The 17,213-nt window shown below is 46.8% G+C and carries 15 protein-coding genes; all 15 read left to right on the top strand.

What is annotated here, in order from left to right; all coding sequences use genetic code 11:
• Window positions 1-19: 19 nt before the first annotated feature.
• The 15 genes from ACMN7X_RS04745 (at window position 20) to ACMN7X_RS04675 (ending at window position 17,189) form a co-directional block, all read left to right on the top strand.
• Entirely contained in the window at window positions 20-445 is a 426-nt protein-coding gene (locus tag ACMN7X_RS04745; RefSeq protein ID WP_418746348.1) for a DUF1934 domain-containing protein, read from the top strand.
• A gap of 86 nt (window positions 446-531) precedes the next feature.
• Window positions 532-1,395, top strand: coding sequence for a class II fructose-1,6-bisphosphate aldolase (gene fba, locus ACMN7X_RS04740; RefSeq protein ID WP_418746347.1), 864 nt, complete (start codon window positions 532-534; stop codon window positions 1,393-1,395).
• Between the two features lie 182 nt (window positions 1,396-1,577).
• On the top strand, window positions 1,578-4,382 hold the full coding sequence (locus ACMN7X_RS04735) for an SH3 domain-containing protein (protein ID WP_418746346.1): 2,805 nt from the start codon (window positions 1,578-1,580) through the stop codon (window positions 4,380-4,382).
• Window positions 4,383-4,397: 15 nt separating this feature from the next.
• Window positions 4,398-5,336: a cadherin-like beta sandwich domain-containing protein gene (locus ACMN7X_RS04730; RefSeq protein ID WP_418746344.1), complete on the top strand. Its 939-nt coding sequence runs from the start codon at window positions 4,398-4,400 to the stop codon at window positions 5,334-5,336.
• A 167-nt stretch (window positions 5,337-5,503) separates the two neighbouring features.
• Window positions 5,504-6,382, top strand: coding sequence for a hypothetical protein (locus ACMN7X_RS04725; protein ID WP_418746343.1), 879 nt, complete (start codon window positions 5,504-5,506; stop codon window positions 6,380-6,382).
• A gap of 119 nt (window positions 6,383-6,501) precedes the next feature.
• On the top strand, window positions 6,502-7,230 hold the full coding sequence (locus tag ACMN7X_RS04720; protein ID WP_418746342.1) for a polysaccharide deacetylase family protein: 729 nt from the start codon (window positions 6,502-6,504) through the stop codon (window positions 7,228-7,230).
• A gap of 11 nt (window positions 7,231-7,241) precedes the next feature.
• Window positions 7,242-8,156, top strand: coding sequence for a deoxyribonuclease IV (locus ACMN7X_RS04715; RefSeq protein ID WP_418746341.1), 915 nt, complete (start codon window positions 7,242-7,244; stop codon window positions 8,154-8,156).
• Window positions 8,153-9,415 carry an O-acetylhomoserine aminocarboxypropyltransferase/cysteine synthase family protein gene (locus ACMN7X_RS04710; protein WP_418746340.1) on the top strand — a complete coding sequence of 421 codons (1,263 nt, stop codon included), beginning with the start codon at window positions 8,153-8,155 and terminating at the stop codon, window positions 9,413-9,415. Before ACMN7X_RS04715 ends, ACMN7X_RS04710 begins: the two co-directional genes overlap by 4 nt.
• A 27-nt stretch (window positions 9,416-9,442) precedes the next feature.
• Window positions 9,443-10,348 carry a LysR family transcriptional regulator gene (locus ACMN7X_RS04705; protein WP_418746339.1) on the top strand — a complete coding sequence of 302 codons (906 nt, stop codon included), beginning with the start codon at window positions 9,443-9,445 and terminating at the stop codon, window positions 10,346-10,348.
• A gap of 165 nt (window positions 10,349-10,513) precedes the next feature.
• Window positions 10,514-11,548: a methionine ABC transporter ATP-binding protein gene (locus ACMN7X_RS04700; RefSeq protein WP_418746338.1), complete on the top strand. Its 1,035-nt coding sequence runs from the start codon at window positions 10,514-10,516 to the stop codon at window positions 11,546-11,548.
• On the top strand, window positions 11,541-12,221 hold the full coding sequence (locus ACMN7X_RS04695; RefSeq protein WP_418746337.1) for a methionine ABC transporter permease: 681 nt from the start codon (window positions 11,541-11,543) through the stop codon (window positions 12,219-12,221). The genes ACMN7X_RS04700 and ACMN7X_RS04695 overlap by 8 nt, the downstream gene beginning before the upstream one ends.
• 24 nt (window positions 12,222-12,245) lie before the next feature.
• Window positions 12,246-13,145 (top strand): MetQ/NlpA family ABC transporter substrate-binding protein, encoded by a 900-nt coding sequence (locus ACMN7X_RS04690; RefSeq protein WP_418746336.1) that lies wholly within the window; start codon window positions 12,246-12,248, stop codon window positions 13,143-13,145.
• Window positions 13,146-13,150: 5 nt separating this feature from the next.
• A complete protein-coding gene (locus ACMN7X_RS04685) occupies window positions 13,151-14,515 on the top strand; it encodes an FAD-binding oxidoreductase (RefSeq protein ID WP_418746335.1) in 1,365 nt (454 codons plus the stop codon).
• Window positions 14,516-14,532: 17 nt separating this feature from the next.
• A complete protein-coding gene (locus ACMN7X_RS04680; RefSeq protein WP_418746334.1) occupies window positions 14,533-15,705 on the top strand; it encodes a pyridoxal phosphate-dependent aminotransferase in 1,173 nt (390 codons plus the stop codon).
• Between the two features lie 128 nt (window positions 15,706-15,833).
• Window positions 15,834-17,189, top strand: coding sequence for an acetyl-CoA hydrolase/transferase family protein (locus ACMN7X_RS04675; protein WP_418746333.1), 1,356 nt, complete (start codon window positions 15,834-15,836; stop codon window positions 17,187-17,189).
• The last annotated feature ends 24 nt before the right edge of the window (window positions 17,190-17,213 follow it).

Below are 17,213 nucleotides of genomic sequence, written 5' to 3'. Positions count from 1 at the left end.
TGAAGGACAGGTATACATAATGACAGATAAAGTAATTTTATCAATAAAGGGCGTTCAGCATGAATTTGGCGAAGACGGCACGACGGAGATGATAACGACCGGGAATTATTATTTCAGAAATGGGAAACATTATATTCTGTATGATGAAATGATACCTGAGATCGGAGAGCAGATGAGTAATACGCTGAAGATGACGCCGAATCGGGTCGATCTGATCAAGCACGGTTCCCATAATGCCCATATGGTATTTGAGCCGAATATGAAGAATATGGTGATGTATCGGACGCCTTACGGCATGATGGAAGTCTGCTTTAATACTTTCAGCGTGGAATTGACGGAAACAGAGGAAAACATTCATGTGCGGATAGAGTATGCGCTGGATATTAATGAAGGTTTTGTTTCCGATTGCACCATCGAAATCAATGTTCATGCGAAAGAACATTGATTTTACGGGATTTCATTGATTTTTTTCGTATTTAAGAGTAAAATTTTAAGTAACTACTAACAAAGAAAATTATGGAGGGTTAAAAAATGTTTGTATCCGCAGAAGAGATGTTGAAAAAAGCCGTAGCCGGCCACTATGCTGTTGGACAGTTTAATATTAACAATCTGGAATGGACAAAAGAAATTTTGCTGGCTGCAGAAGAAGCAAAATCCCCGGTGATCCTTGGGGTTTCCGAGGGCGCCGGAAAGTATATGACCGGGTTTAAGACGGTTGCGGCAATGGCCGGAGCAATGATTGATGAACTCGGCATTACTGTGCCTGTAGCGATCCATTTGGATCATGGAACTTATGAAGGCTGCCTGAAATGTATCGAAGCCGGATTTTCTTCCATTATGTTTGACGGTTCCAAATATCCGATCGAAGAAAATGTTGAAAAAACAAAAGAACTTGTAAAAATCTGCCGTGAAAAGGGAATGTCTCTGGAAGCGGAAGTCGGTTCCATCGGCGGTGAAGAGGACGGTGTTATCGGTGCCGGTGAATGTGCGGACCCAAATGAATGTAAGATGATCGCTGATCTGGGCGTAGATATGCTGGCAGCAGGTATCGGCAATATTCACGGCAAATATCCGGCCAACTGGAAGGGACTGAGCTTTGAAACATTGGATGCCGTTCAGAAGCTTACAGGTGATCTGCCTCTCGTACTTCACGGCGGCACAGGAATTCCGGATGATATGATTAAAAAAGCAATTTCCCTGGGTGTTGCAAAAATTAATGTAAATACGGAATGTCAGCTTGCTTTTGCAGACGCTACCCGTAAATATATTGAAGAAGGCAAAGACCTTCAGGGCAAGGGCTATGATCCGCGTAAATTATTGAAGCCGGGCGCAGACGCTATCCGTGCGACAGTGCTTGAAAAGATGGAATTATTCGGTTCCGTTGGCAAGGCCTGATTGAAAATTTTATAAAAAAAGCGGGGCATTTACTTCAAAGTGGGGGTAAATGCCCTTTTTATCCCCTTTTTTACGTAGTTTTTTAATAAAAAATGCGAAAAACAGTTGATTATTTACATGATTTATGCCATAATTGTAGTAAATATGTAATAGAATTGTAATAAATCAACAGGGAGGACATTATGAAAAAGTTCAGTGGCTTTAATAAGGGCCTTATCTATGCGTTGGTGACATCAATGGTTATTTCCTGCGCATCAGGCATCGGTCCGCTGAGGGCAAATGCGGCCACGACGGGTACGGTCAACGCAGATGCTTTGAATGTCCGTTCTGGCGCAGGCACAGGGTATTCCCGTGTGGGAACAGTGACTCAGGGACAGACACTCAGCATCGAGGAGACGATACAGGGCTCAGATGGTTATACATGGTACAAAGTGTCCGGGGCGGTTTCAGGATATGTTCGGGGTGACTATATTTCGAATGTGGTTTCAGATACACCGACACGTCCAACCAGTTCCGCCGGAACGATCACGGCGGATTGGCTGAATGTGCGTACCGGGGCAGGAACGAATTTTTCCCGTATGGGCAGTGTGGCCCAGGGCACGCGTCTGACAGTGATTTCGGTTCATGGCGAATGGTATAAGATCACCTGCCAGATGGATGGCGTTATTCAGACAGGATATGTACATAGCCAGTATGTTCAGATGGACGGCAGTTCAGGCAATACAGGCAGTCAGGGCAATACAGGCAATCCGGGAAATACGGGCGGTACAACGCCGACACCGGCTACCGGTACAGGCGTTGTCAATGTGGACGCGTTGAATGTCCGGGGCGGAGCAAGTACTTCGGATACGATTTTAGGCCTTATCCGTCAGAATGAATCGGTGGAGATTCTCGCAAGCGAGGGATCATGGTATAAGATTCGTTGCTCTATCAATGGAAATACTCAGGAAGGCTATGTTTATGCCGAGTATATTTCAAAAACATCGGGCAGCAGCAATCCGTCAACGGATCCGGCCCCATCGACCGGCAAAGGTGTTGTCAATGCGGATGCACTGAATGTGCGAACCGGTGCGGGAACAAACCACAGTTCGATCGGCTTGATCCGAAAGAATGAACAGGTGGAGATTATCGGACAGTCCGGTTCATGGTATCAGGTAAAATGCAAAGTGAACGGCAGTGAGACAACCGGTTATGTTTCTGCCGAATATATTACACGGATTAACGAAAGCGGCGGCACAACACCGGCTCCGGAACCGGAACCGACACCATCCTATGAAAAGAAAAATGGTGTTGTCAACGCAGATGCGCTGAATGTGCGTACCGGGGCAGGAACAAACCATTCTGCTATCGGCCTGATTTATCAGAATGCGTCAGTGACTGTTATCGGTGAGGAGAACGGATGGTATAAGGTTTCCTGTGTTGTCAACGGAGCAAACCGTGAAGGCTATGTTTCCGCTGAATATATTACGATTGTTGACAGCAGTTCCGGCAATCCTGGAACTACCAATCCGGGCGGCAATGTCGATGTCACGGGAAAAACCGGAATTACGACGGCGGACGGCTTGAATTTCCGTACCGGTCCGGGAACAAATTACAGTACACAGGGGCTTGTATATCTCGGCACACAGGTAAATATCCTGGGTGAAGAGGGCGACTGGTACAAGGTATCCTGCGTTGTGAACGGCGTTATCAAAACCGGCTATATGAGCAAAGAATTTGTACGAATTGCCGGAAGCAATGATACGCCATATGAAGGACCTACAGATGCTCAGTTTGAAGAACAGCTCGCCGCTTTCCCGGAAAGCTATCGAAATGCGCTGAGACATCTTCACGCACAGCATCCAAGCTGGAGTTTTACTGCAAAATATACAGGGATTGATTTCAATTATGCGGTTGACCAGGAAAACAGCGGTAATCGTTCGATGATTTATGTTTCTTCAACGACACCGTTCTCATGGCTGTCCACAGCGCCTGGAGATTATGACTGGGCAACGGATACGTATGTTAATAAGGACGGTTCATCATGGAAGGGCGCTTCCAGAGAATTGATCGCTTATTATATGGATCCGAGAAACTTCCTGGATGAACAGCAGATATTCATGTTTGAGAGCCAGTCCTATGAGACTTCCCAGAGCAGAGTTGTTACGGCAGGTATTCTGGGCGGTACATTTATGGCGGATGGTAATGGATATTATTATAATGGCCGGTATTACAGTTATATAGATACATTTATGGAAGCCGGACAGATTGCGGGAGTAAGCCCTTATTTCCTGGCCTCCAGAGTACGCCAGGAGGTTGGCGGCGGCAGTTCGGCAGTCGATGGAAGTTACGGTTATTACAACTTCTTTAACATCGGCGCTTATGCCAGCGCTTCAGGAAATGCGGTACAGAATGGTATGAACTATGCGGCTCAGACAGGTACATGGCGGCGTCCATGGACAAGCCCGTGGTTATCCATCGTCGGCGGCGCGGAATTCCTTGCAAGTTCCTACATCAATGTCGGACAGAATACGGATTACTTCCAGAAATTCAATGTGGTTGATACGCCATATTTTGACCATCAGTATATGGGCAATATTCAGGCACCGTGTACGGAAGGTACAAGCCGGTACAGCACTTATAAAAACCTTGGTGTATTGGACGACAGTGTCATTACCTTTATTATTCCTGTTTATGATAATATGCCGACAAGCGCCGCAGCGATTCCGGCAGTGACAGGAAATCCAAACAGCTATATCAAGTATATGAGCATCAACAATGGCAGCATTGGATTTAACCAGACATTTACTTATAATAAGCTGAATTATAATGCGGTAACAAGAGAGTCTTCAATCAATATTTCCGCAACGCCGGTCAGCAGCTATGGAACGATTGTTTCCGGAGCAGGATATCATGCACTGAATCCGGGCAACAATGTGATCCAGGTTGTATGCCAGGCCGGAAATGGAAATCAGACAACCTATACACTGAATATTTATCGCCAGTAGAAAAGGAGAAAGACCATGAATAAAAAAATAATTTCTATCATATGTGCAACGGTTTTAACCCTCTGTGCAGTGGTCGGCGGCGTGGTATTTACCGGGATGCAGACAATTGCGTCGGGAGCCCAGATGACCGTATCCGTGGAATCTCCGACAGTGGGAAAAGACGATGAAGTGAAAGTACTCGTGACAGCTTCCAGCGGTGAGGCGATGAGTTATATTAAGGCGGATCTGACTTATGATGCCGAGAAACTTGAGCTGGTTGGAACATCCACCGATCTGGCCACCGGTGCCAACGGTGAAATCCAGATTATTGAAACATTGGCTTACGGCGAAACAGAGAGAACCTATGAGCTGACCTTCAAAGCGCTGGAAGTCGGAGCGACAGATATCAGTCTTCATGATGCGTATATCGAGCAGTATGAATCGCTGGAAATGGTCAGCCTGGAAAGCAGTTATACTTCCCTTGAAGTGGTTGTCAATACGGATATCTCCGAGGATGCCCGGATTAAGGAACTTATGATCGCAGGGGTTCAGAAGCTGGAAGAAAAATTCAGCCCGGATGTTTTTGAGTACGATGTGGAAGTCGGAGTGGATATGGAAATGTTCATCTATTCCGCAGTACCGATGGATGAAGAAAGTGTGATCACCGCACCGGAGGACCTGATGCTTGACATCGGTGAGAACTATTTCGAGATTCTTGTAACGGCTCCGGCGGGCAATACCCAGACATATATCATTAATGTCACCCGGTTGGATCACGAACTGGAAACGGAAACCGAGACAGAATCCGAAACAGAAACCGAATCTGCGATGGAGACGGAAACCGAATCTGTATTAGGAAGCGAGAGCGAGACCGGATTGGAAACCGAAGGTGAAACAGAAAGCGAAACCTTAGGTGAAGACCTTCTTGGAGCACCTCAGCCATACAGTGTTGATGAGACGGAACCGGAAATGTAAAATAAAAAATTGATCAAAACCCCTATAGGCCTTTGGTTTATAGGGGTTTTTGTGGTATACTGTGAACACTTGGCGACACATTGAGTACTTGGCGAGGTATTTTCGAGCCTAGTACGAAAGCGTACAGAGTAGGTATTAAGTATTTAGAGGAAAGGGAAGATTATTTTATGTTAGATCAGAATATATTTATGGAAACAGTGCGGGAAGTTTCTGAAATTATAAGGACGGCTTCGGAGCCTCTGTCGCGGGAGGAGATTCTCGGCTATTTTGCTTCCATGGATTTGAACGAAACTCAAAAGGAGATGGTGCTGGAATATCTGTTGAAGCCGGAAAAGAGCTCGGATTCTTCCAAAGGAAATATGGCCAGTGATGCATCGGAAGAGGAAATAATAGATGAAGATTTGCTGGAAGAGGGGGAAGGGACGCTCGAATCGGAGGAAATATCCGAGTCGATGAAAAGCGGCGGAAAGAACGCCGAATCGCCGAAGAAAGGGAGTCAGGCATCCGAACTGCCGGATTCTCCGGTGTTCCGCATGTATCTGGATGAAATTAGCGGAATTTCTCTCTGCACGCCGGAGGAGCTTCAGAAGTTGTACGGACAGCTTTTGGAGGGCAACGACAGTGTGATCGGGAAGATATCTGAAAACTGGATGCACAGGATTTTAGAGCAGGTGAAAAAGCTGTCGGTGGCTGCGGAGGATTTTTCCGATGTTGTGCAGGAAGGAAATATGGCTTTATTTATGAAGCTTTCCGAGTTGTGCGGCGGCAATACGGCCCTGACAGATGTGGAAGCAATGCTTGACCGGGCAGTCGAGGCGGCGATGAAGGGCTATATGGATGAAATCACCGGGGAAGATGATGTGGAAAATGCTGTGGTCGGCAAGGTGACGCTGGTGAATGAAGCACGAAAATATCTCATGGAACAGAGTGGGCAGGAACCGTCGATCCGAGAACTGGCGAAGTATACAAAAATGTCTGCGAGTGAACTGAGGGATATGCTGGATTTCATTCAGAAGGCAGAGGAATCGGCAAAAGACCGAAGATAGAAAGCAGAGGATATGAGAGCATATTGGAAGAATATCGGGAGCATGCCGGAGCAAATCGGGAGAATATCGACTCTGGGGCGGGCATATATTAGCCTGAAGGATTTTAAGGAAGCGGTTAGATGAGGGAATATCGGGTTCTTGCGGCAGCTTTGTGCATGATGTTGGTATCGCTGATCATATCCGGAGTACGGAATATCAGTGTGTCTGCAGCACCGGAAAGTGCAACCTATGATATTTATGAGGAAAGTGAACGGCTGGTGGCATTGACCTTTGATGACGGTCCAAAAGGAGAAAAAACAGAGGCGCTTTTGGATATGTTAAAAGAAAAGGGGGTCCATGCCACTTTTTTTATGATCGGCGCCCAGGTGGAGGAACAGCCGGAGCTTGTCCGGCGTATTTATGAGGAAGGACATCAGATTGGGATACATACCTACAGCCATGTGGATTTATCTTGTCTTACGGAAGAGAAACAGCGGGAAGAAATCGAGAAATCCAGGGCAGCGATCGAGGCGGTTATCGGGGAGGGAGAGTTTCTGCTCAGACCGCCCTTTGGCAAAATGAACCCGGCGCTGGAGGACTGGCTGGACTGCCCGATGATCTTATGGTCCGTTGACACGGAGGACTGGACAGGGAAACCGGCGGCGGATATTATTCGGGAAACGGCGGAAACAGTGAAGGATGGCGATATTATTTTGATGCACGATATTTCGGATTATGGCCTTGAGGGGGCGGCCGGAATTATTGACGAATTACGGCGGATGGGTTATACTTTTTTAACAGTGGATCAGTTATTTGCCTGCCGGGATATTGAACTGGAAGACGGCGTGTCCTATCGGCGGGCGCGGTGAGAGGAGAAAATATGTTAAAGATAGGTTCCCATGTGGGAATGAGCGGAAAAGAAATGTTTTTGGGGTCTGCAAAGGAGGCTGTATCCTACGATGCCAATACTTTTATGGTGTACACGGGGGCGCCCCAGAATACAAAGCGTAAAGATATCAGTGAACTGCGCATCGATGAGGGGTGGGCTTTCATGCGGGAACATGGAATTGATGAGATCGTCATTCATGCACCCTATATTATCAATATGGCGAATACGGTGAAGCCGGAAACCTTTGAGCTGGCTGTGGAGTTTATGAATCTGGAACTCAGCCGCTCTGAGGCGATGGGAAGCAAAATCCTTATTGTCCATCCGGGGGCCCATGTGGGCGCAGGGGCCGAAGCGGGCATTGCAAAGATTGCCGAAGCCCTGAATGAAGTGCTGCACCGGGATTCGAAGGTGTGCGTGACCCTGGAGACAATGGCCGGCAAAGGCAGTGAGATCGGCCGGAGTTTTGAGGAATTGGCTCAGATTTATGACCGGGTTGCCTGCAATGATAAGTTGAGAGTTTGTTTTGATACCTGCCACACAAGCGATGCAGGGTATGATATTATCCATGATTTTGACGGTGTTATGGAGCAATTTGACCGGATTCTCGGGAAGGAACAGATTGCTGTATTTCATATTAATGACAGTAAAAATGCGCCGGGAGCGGCCAAGGACCGCCATGAAAATATCGGGTTCGGCCATATCGGTTTTGAGGCTTTAAACCGAATCGTCCATCATAAGGATTTTGAAGATGTACCGAAGATATTGGAGACGCCTTATGTGGCCGATGCGGACCAGCCAAAAAAATCCTGGGCGCCGTATCGGATGGAGATAGCGATGCTCCGTCAGGGAGTATTTGACGCAGAATTAAAAGAAAAACTTGCAAAAAACGGAGGAATGAAGTCATGAGAGACGAAACAAAATGTTTGCATTCAGGCTATACGCCGAAAAACGGAGAACCGCGGGTACTGCCGATCGTGCAGAGTACCACCTATGTATTTGATTCAACCGAGCATATCGGCCAGTTGTTCGATATGCCGACAGAATATATGTATTCCCGGTTTGCCAATCCGACAGTGGATGCGGTGGAGAAAAAAATCGCGGATTTAGAGGGCGGTGTCGGCGCAATGTGCACATCTTCCGGACAGGCTGCATCCCTGTTTTCAATTTTGAATCTGTGTAATGCGGGCGACAGTTTTATCAGTACATCCACGATTTACGGGGGTACAGTGAATCTCTTTGCCGTTACATTAAAAAAACTTGGCATTGAATGTATCTTTGTGGATGCGGAAGCCGATGAAGAAACCATTCAGAAGGCATTTAAACCAAATACCCGCTGTGTATTCGGGGAAACTCTGGCAAATCCGGCGCTGGCGGTTCTTGATATTGAAAAGTTTGCCAATATTGCTCATAAAAATGATGTGCCCCTCATTATAGATAATACCTTTGCCACTCCGATTCTCTGCAAGCCGATTGAATTCGGCGCGGATATTGTTGTTCATTCCACCTCAAAATATATGGATGGACATGCCCTTCAGATCGGCGGTGTGATCGTGGACAGTGGTAAATTTAACTGGGCCAACGGCAAATTTCCGGAGTTCACCGAGCCGGATGAATCCTATCACGGTGTGATCTATACGAAGGAGTTTGGCGAAATGGCCTATATTATTAAGGCCCGTATGCAGTTGATGCGTGATTTCGGCGCTTATCCGGCAGCCCATTCCGCGTTTTTGCTGAACCTCGGATTGGAGACACTGCCGATCCGTATGGAACGCTATTGTGAAAATGCGCTGAAGGTTGCGAAATTTTTACAGGCCTCAGACAAAATCGAATCGATCAGCTATGCGGCTCTGCCGGGAGATAAATATCATGAACTGGCAAAGAAATATCTTCCAAAGGGAACCTGCGGCGTAATCTCCATAACGATTAAAGGCGGGAAGGCAGCAGCTGTCCGGTTTATGGACGGGCTGAAGCTGGCATCCAATGAAGTCCATGTGGCGGATATCCGCACCTGTGTTCTTCATCCGGCCAGCGCGACTCATCGTCAGCTGACAGATGAACAGTTGATCGCTGCCGGTGTGAATCCGGGATTGATCCGTCTTTCTGTCGGACTTGAAAATGTGGATGATATTATTGCGGATTTGGAACAGAGTCTTAAAAATGTATAATTGCGCGGATAAAAGAGGGTTGGAATAATGACATTACAACAATTACATCAGGTAATTACCATTGCGGACAATGGTTCTATGAATGAGGCGGCCAAAAAGTTGTTTATATCCCAGCCAAGTCTGTCAGCCACGGTGAAGGAACTGGAGCAGGAAATCGGTTTCAGCCTGTTTGTGCGTTCCAACCGGGGAATTATCATCACGCCTGAGGGCGAAGAATTTCTGGGTTATGCCCGGCAGGTGACAGAGCAGTATCATTTGCTTGAGAACCGATATCTTGAAAAAAAATCAAAAAAGAAATTCAGTGTCTCCATGCAGCATTATTCTTTCGCGGTGAAAGCTTTTGTGGAGATGGTTAAGAAGATCGGTATGGATGAATATGAATTTGCCGTCCATGAAACCCGGACATGGGAAGTCATTGAAAATGTGAAGTTTTTTAAAAGCGAGCTCGGCGTGCTTTATCTGAATGATTATAATGAACAGGTGATGCGCAAGATTTTTAAGGAGAATGGCCTGGAATTTGCGGAGCTTTTTCAATGTGAAACTTATGTTTATCTGTGGGGAGGACATCCGCTGGCCGATCAACCGCAGATTTCGATGGAGGAGCTGCAGGCTTATCCCTGTCTGGCTTTTGACCAGGGGAAAAACGGGGCGTTTTATTTTGCGGAGGAAATGAAGAGCACCTATGATTATAAGCAGATTATTCATGCCAATGACCGGGCAACGCTTTTAAACCTGATGGTTGGACTGAATGCTTATACGCTCTGCTCCGGCATTATCTGTGAGGAGTTAAACGGCCTGGATTATAAGGCGGTGCCGCTGGTGGAAACGGAGAAGATGCGGATCGGTTATATTAAACGGAAAGGTTCGAATATCAGTCCCATCGGAGAGGTTTATATCCGGGAACTGGAAGCCTATCGGGAACGGCTGTTATAGGCTGTACCTATAGTTTGATATCGCTTTTTCATATTAACACTTTTCAGAAAATATTGATATAATGAGAACATCTTAAAAAACAGGTGAAGTGATCTGGCACCTGTTTTTTAATCATCAATAATCATATAAAAACGATATGAATAATATGAATTAAGGAGATTCACTATGATTCGATTTGAGAATGTGAGTAAAACTTTTGTTTCCGGAGGACGGACGATTGAAGCGGTAAAAAATGTGAATCTGGAAATTGAAAAGGGGAAGATCTACGGAATTATCGGATTTTCCGGGGCCGGGAAATCCACGTTGGTCCGCTGCATAAATCTTTTGGAGCGGCCTACATCCGGAAAGGTATATATCGATGGTGTGGAGCTGACCGGGCTGTCGACGGCGGAGCTGAGAAAACAGCGCGAGAATATAGGCATGATCTTTCAGCAGTTTAATCTGTTTAAGTCCCGGACGGTTTATGAGAATGTGGCTTTTCCACTGCGAAAAAGCCATCTTACGAAAACAGAAAAAGAAGAGAAAATCCGCCAGCTTCTGGATTTAGTAGGCTTGGAGGACTATAAAAAAGCCTATCCGTCCCAGTTGTCCGGCGGGCAGAAGCAGAGAGTGGCCATAGCGCGGGCATTGGCCAATAATCCGAAGGTGCTGCTGAGTGATGAGTCTACCAGCGCGCTGGACCCCCAGACGACGAAATCTATTTTAAAATTGTTGAAAAAAGTCAATAGGGAAATGGGAATTACGATTGTTATTATTACCCACGAAATGCAGGTGGTCAAGGATATATGCGATGAGGTGGCCGTTATGGAAAACGGAGAGGTCGTAGAGCAGGGCGGTGTTTTTGAAATCTTTGCGTCACCGAAACAGCCGATCACGAAAAATTTTGTGGACAGCACAACAAATCTTTCCAGAATATATGAATTGGTGGAGGAAAAACATCCGTTGACAATGCTGCGGAAGGGACAATGCATTTTACGACTCCGATATTTAAAGCAGGATGCTTCGGAGGCGTTGGTATCTTACATATCCCGACAGTTTCAACTGGATATGAATATTATTTTCGGTAATATTGAACTGATCGATGAGAATCCTATTGGCGGATTGGTAGCTATTGTTGATGGGGAGAGATCATCCGTCGAGAAGGCTGTGGATTATCTGAGAAATAAACAGATTGGCGTGGAGGTGATTTTGGATGCCTGAATTTCTTGAAAAGATCATACCGAATGTTCTTGATAAGCCGGATGCGCTTGTGGAAAGTATTCAGGAAACGCTGGTGATGACCCTGTGGTCGGGCGTGTTGATTTTTGTCTTGGGAATGTTTTTCGGTATTATCTTAACGGTAACAAAACAGGGTGGAATATGCGAAAACAAAGGCGTTTTTCAGGTGCTGGATAAATGCATTAACTTTTTTCGTTCCATTCCGTTTATTATTTTGCTGACGGGTCTGATGCCTTTGAGCCGTTTTATTATGGGAACAGCGATCGGAGTACCGGGGGCTATCGTTCCCCTCGTGTTCGGCGCCACTCCTTTTTTCACGCGCCAGATTGAAAATGCTTTTGCAGAAGTGGATCCGGGGCTGATCGAAGCGGCCCAGGCCATGGGCTGTTCTGCACCGGAGATGGTCTTTCAGGTTTACATTAAAGAAAGTATTCCGGGCATCGCCAGGGGAACAACGATTACGGTGATTAGTCTGCTCGGACTGGTAGCTATGGCCGGTGCGGTTGGGGCCGGCGGTCTTGGCGATTTTGCCGTCCGCTATGGCCATGACAGAAATCAGGTGGATGTCACCTATGTGACGGTCATTATTCTCGTTATTTTTGTTTCGATGATTCAATGCATCGGAACATTTATAGAAAAGAAAAATATACATTAACACAATGAAGAGGAGGAAATGAATATGAAGAAGAATATTTTACGTACCTGCGCTTTAACGGCTGCACTGATATTGGGGCTGACAGCCTGCGGCGGTTCAGGAAAAACAGAGACAAAGAAAGCCGATGCGGAATCCGCAGTGTCAACAGAAGGTGAAGAAACAGCGGCGGGCGGAGAGTCAACAGCCTCCCGGGAGGAAGTCACCGTCAGGATCGGTTTGACCGGGGCAATTTATGAAGAAATATGGAATCCGATTGCTGAAGAATTAAAGGATGAGGGCATCAATATTGAACTGGTTCAGTTTTCTGATTTTTCTCTGCCGAATGCGGCACTTGCCAGCGGCGATATCGAAATGAATGCATTCCAGCATCACGCCTATTTTGAAAATGAGGTTGAGACAAAGGGATATGACATATCGGCTATCGGCGATACCTTTGTTATTGCAATGAATCTGTATTCCGATAAGATCAGCGATGTTTCTGAATTGAAGGACGGCGACACGATTGCCATTCCGGGGGATGCCTCCAACGGCGGACGGGCATTGAAGCTTCTGGAATCTGCGGGTATCATTAAATTAAAAGATGATGCGGGAGCAAATCCGGAGGTATCTGATATTGAGACTTATAATGTTCAGGTTGAATTTATTGAGGCGGATGCTTCGAATATATATTCCATGCTGCCGGATGTTACCGCGGCAGTCATCAACGGAAACTATGCGCTGGATTGTGGCATCGACCCGCAGGAAGACGGCATTTTCTTTGAAAAAGAGTATGATGACGACAGCTATTTCTGCCTGATCGCCGTGCGCAGTGAAGATAAAGACGACCCGGTGTATCAGAGAATCGTAGAAGCATTCCAGTCTGAATCCACAAAACAGGTTTTCCAGGATGTATTTAAAGGATTTTTTGTACCAGCATGGGAGTGAAAGCAATGACATCAATTCATGACATTATTAAAGACGACAAACGGTGTATTACCGAAAATATTGATGAAAAGTATCAGAGTGACGTCCTCGGGCGCTTAAAAGGGTGTGCGGATACGGTGGTTTTTCCCGTATCTACCGAGGAAGTCAGCCGGATTATGCGGTATGCCTGGGAAAATGAGATTCCGGTGACGCCGAGGGGCGCGGGAACGAATCTGGTCGGCTCCACGGTACCGCAGAGAGGAGGCATTGTTTTAGATGTATCTCTCATGAATCGTGTTCTGGAATTGGATGAGGATACAATGACAGCTGTAGTGGAACCGGGAATACTTCTGGAGGATTTTCAGAAATATGTTGAAGCGCGGGGATTATTTTATCCGCCGGATCCCGGTGAAAAGCAGTCTTCGATCGGCGGCAATATCAGTACGAATGCGGGCGGTATGCGGGCGGTTAAATATGGCGTGACAAGAGATTATGTCCGGGGACTGGAACTGGTTCTCGCCAACGGGGACGTGATAACCGTGGGCAGTAAGAATGTGAAGGATGCCAGCGGGCTGTCTCTGAAAAATATTGTTATCGGCTCAGAGGGTACATTGGCTGTAATTACCAGGTGCATTTTAAAATTGATTCCGAAACCGGCTTCGACATTAAGTGTACTGGTGCCTTATCCGGATATCAAAACGGGAACTTCCAGTGTCCTTGCTTTATTGAAAGGCAATGTGGGACCGACAGCGGTGGAATTTGTGGAGCGGGATGTGGCAAGGCTTGGTGAGAATTTTACGGGCACAAAATTTCCATGCCCGTCGGCGGGAGCCTATATGATACTCACCTTTGATGGGGAGCCGGAAGAAGTGACGCTTCACATAGAGAAAGCCGGAAAGATTGCCCTTGAAAACGGCGCCATAGATTTTATTGTTCTGGACGATCCGGAGCAGGCTGCTGAAATCTGGAAAATGCGGGGAGCCCTGGTGAAAGCTGTGGAGGCTGTATCTGAGCAGGAACCGGTAGATTTGGTTGTCCCGATCAGCAAGGTGGATGCCTTTATTCAATTTGTCGGCGAGCAGGAAAAAAAGAGCGGTATGCAGCTGATTCGTTTCGGCCATGCGGGCGACGGAAATGTTCATCTGTGTGTTGTCCGGGGCGACAGGGATGATGAGACATGGAAAAGAGAGCTGCATGACAATATGGTGGTTTTATATCATCATGCCTATACTCTTGGCGGCCTGACATCCGGAGAACATGGTATCGGTTTGAGCAAGCGGCCTTATTTTCTGCAGGAGACGCCGGATTCGGTGTTGAGGACCATGCGTCAGATAAAATTTTCTCTGGATGAAAAGGGAATATTAAATAATCATAAATCCTATTTGGCATAAGAGGTTGGAGCAGATCTATGAAAACATTGAGTAAACGGACAGAAAGTTTTACGGATTCGGTGATTCGGCGAATGACCCGAATCTCCAATACTTATGGCGCGGTGAATCTGTCTCAGGGATTTCCTGATTTTGAACCGCCCAAGGCGATAACCGCCCGTTTGGCAGAGGTGGCCGGACAGGGGCCTCACCAGTATGCGCTGACATGGGGCGCACAAAATTTCAGGGAGGCTCTGGCGAAAAAAATTGCCCGTTTTTCCGGCATCCGGGTGGATCCGGACAGAGAACTTGTGGTTACCTGCGGCAGCACGGAAGCAATGATGGCGGCGATGATGGCGGTGGCAGACCCGGGGGATAAAGTCGTTATTTTTTCTCCTTTTTATGAAAATTATGGTGCGGATACCATTCTTTCCGGGGCGGAACCGATTTATGTTCCGCTGACACCGCCGGAATTTAAATTTGACGCGGATGTGCTGGAAGCGGCGTTTAAGCAGGGGGCACGGATAATGATTTTATGCAATCCGTCGAATCCCTGCGGTAAGGTGTTCACAAAAGAAGAGCTTGAAATGATTGCGGATCTGGCAAAGCGGTATGATGCCTATATTATCACGGATGAAGTGTATGAACATATTGTTTATGAGCCGAACCGGCATACATATCTGGCAGCTCTGCCGGGAATGAGAGAGCGGACGATCGTCTGCAATTCCCTTTCCAAAACCTATTCGATCACCGGCTGGCGGCTGGGTTATGTGATGGCGTCGCCGGAGATTACGGACAGGGTAAAAAAAGTTCATGATTTTTTGACGGTGGGAGCTGCGGCGCCGTTGATGGAAGCTGCGGTCGTCGGATTGAATTTCAGTGATGATTATTATAAAGAATTGCAGAATCATTATACCCATATGAAAAATCTTTTTACGGGCGGTCTTAAAAATCTGGGCTATACCTTTTCTGAACCCCAGGGCGCTTATTATGTACTGATGGACGTCTCTGAATTCGGAGTGAAGGATGATGTGAAATTCTGCGAATGGCTGGCACGGGAAGTCGGAGTCGGCGCCGTGCCGGGTTCCAGCTTTTTTAAAGAGGATGTGAATCATTTTATCCGTTTCCATTTTGCAAAACAGGATGACACCCTGAAGCAGGCGCTGGATCATCTGGCATCCCTACGGTCAAAGGCCGCCAAAGGCATATATTAGGAAAAATGCAGTCAGACAGGAAAATTGTTTGACTGTATTTTTTTTCGACATTTTACAATCAGGGAAGTTTTTTCTTGTGTTTGGTGTGAAGGTGAAATATAATAATAAGCAACAGGGGGTGAGCACTTATGAATATAGAAGACTGGAAGGATATTTATAATTCAAAGGTTGTATCGGCAAAAGAGGCCATTGGTTATATTAAGAGCGGAGACCGGGTAGTTACCGGCCATGCTGCCGGGGAACCGACATACTTAATCGATACATTGGTGGAAAACTATGAAATGTATGAAAATGTGGAGATATGTCACATGGTTTCTCTCGGTGAAGGAAAGTATACGCGTCCCGAGATGAAGGGACATTTTGTTTTTAACGGTTTATTCCTTGGTGCCGGGACAAGAGAGGCGGTGGCCCAGGGTTACGCCAATTACAGTCCGGGATTTTTCCATGAGGTGCCGAAATTTTTCCGCACGGAGCTGCCGGTGGATGTGGCGCTGGTGATGGTGAGTGTTCCGGATAAACATGGTTTTTGTTCCTTTGGAACATCCAGTGATTATACGAAGCCGGTGGCCGACAGCGCGAAAATCGTTATTGCCCAGGTGAATGAGTTTATGCCGAGAACCTTCGGCGGTAATCTGATTCATGTCCGGGATATTGATTTTATCGTGGAACATTCGGAACCGATTCTGGAGCAGAAGCCGGCGAAGGTGAGTATTTTAGAACAGAAAATCGGAAAATACTGCTCCACCTTAATTAAGGATGGGGATTGTCTGCAGCTTGGTATCGGTTCTATCCCGGAATCTGTGCTCCCGTTTTTATGGGATAAAAAGGATCTGGGCCTGCATACGGAGATGGCTTCCGATGGCATTGTGGATCTGATGCTGGCCGGCATTATCAACAATAAACGGAAAAAGGTGGAGCCGGGACGGAGCGTCATCACTTTCGTTATGGGAACCCGGCGGCTCTATGACTTTATTGATGATAACCCGGAGATTTCCATGAATCCGGTGGATTATGTGAATGACCCGGTGATTATAGCAAAGAATGATAATGTGGTTTCTATTAACAGCTGTATACAGGTGGATCTCATGGGACAGGTTGCCAGCGAAAGTATCGGCCTGAAACAGTTCAGCGGTGTCGGCGGGCAGGTAGACTTTGTGCGCGGCGCGGCGATGAGCAACGGCGGACGGAGTATTATCGCTATGCTTTCCACGGCAAAAGGCGGAACGATCAGCCGTATTGTGCCGTTTTTAGATCCGGGAGCGGCGGTGACAACTTCCCGGAATGATGTGCATTATGTAATAACCGAGTATGGCATTGCTTTGCTTAAGGGAAAAACATTGAAGGAAAGGGCGCGGGCTCTGATCAAGATTGCCCATCCGAAATTCCGAAAAGAATTAAAAGATGAGTATGAACGTCGGTTCCTTGAGCCTTATGAATATACGCCGGTACTTCACCGAAGTGCAGATCAAATAACGGCGGAATAGGTGTACGCCTGAAATCTATATGAT

Origin of the sequence: Frisingicoccus sp. (genome assembly GCF_048388605.1) — a bacterium.
GTDB lineage: Bacteria > Bacillota > Clostridia > Lachnospirales > Lachnospiraceae > Frisingicoccus.
The sequence above is the reverse complement of the archived record's forward strand: the minus strand, read 5'-3'. Positions and strand labels throughout refer to the sequence as shown.

Coding starts and splice junctions, on each gene's coding strand:
- ACMN7X_RS04745 (WP_418746348.1), top strand. CDS start 20: ATGACAGATAAAGTAATTTTATCAATAAAGGGCGTTCAGCATGAATTT.
- fba (WP_418746347.1), top strand. CDS start 532: ATGTTTGTATCCGCAGAAGAGATGTTGAAAAAAGCCGTAGCCGGCCAC.
- ACMN7X_RS04735 (WP_418746346.1), top strand. CDS start 1,578: ATGAAAAAGTTCAGTGGCTTTAATAAGGGCCTTATCTATGCGTTGGTG.
- ACMN7X_RS04730 (WP_418746344.1), top strand. CDS start 4,398: ATGAATAAAAAAATAATTTCTATCATATGTGCAACGGTTTTAACCCTC.
- ACMN7X_RS04725 (WP_418746343.1), top strand. CDS start 5,504: ATGTTAGATCAGAATATATTTATGGAAACAGTGCGGGAAGTTTCTGAA.
- ACMN7X_RS04720 (WP_418746342.1), top strand. CDS start 6,502: ATGAGGGAATATCGGGTTCTTGCGGCAGCTTTGTGCATGATGTTGGTA.
- ACMN7X_RS04715 (WP_418746341.1), top strand. CDS start 7,242: ATGTTAAAGATAGGTTCCCATGTGGGAATGAGCGGAAAAGAAATGTTT.
- ACMN7X_RS04710 (WP_418746340.1), top strand. CDS start 8,153: ATGAGAGACGAAACAAAATGTTTGCATTCAGGCTATACGCCGAAAAAC.
- ACMN7X_RS04705 (WP_418746339.1), top strand. CDS start 9,443: ATGACATTACAACAATTACATCAGGTAATTACCATTGCGGACAATGGT.
- ACMN7X_RS04700 (WP_418746338.1), top strand. CDS start 10,514: ATGATTCGATTTGAGAATGTGAGTAAAACTTTTGTTTCCGGAGGACGG.
- ACMN7X_RS04695 (WP_418746337.1), top strand. CDS start 11,541: ATGCCTGAATTTCTTGAAAAGATCATACCGAATGTTCTTGATAAGCCG.
- ACMN7X_RS04690 (WP_418746336.1), top strand. CDS start 12,246: ATGAAGAAGAATATTTTACGTACCTGCGCTTTAACGGCTGCACTGATA.
- ACMN7X_RS04685 (WP_418746335.1), top strand. CDS start 13,151: ATGACATCAATTCATGACATTATTAAAGACGACAAACGGTGTATTACC.
- ACMN7X_RS04680 (WP_418746334.1), top strand. CDS start 14,533: ATGAAAACATTGAGTAAACGGACAGAAAGTTTTACGGATTCGGTGATT.
- ACMN7X_RS04675 (WP_418746333.1), top strand. CDS start 15,834: ATGAATATAGAAGACTGGAAGGATATTTATAATTCAAAGGTTGTATCG.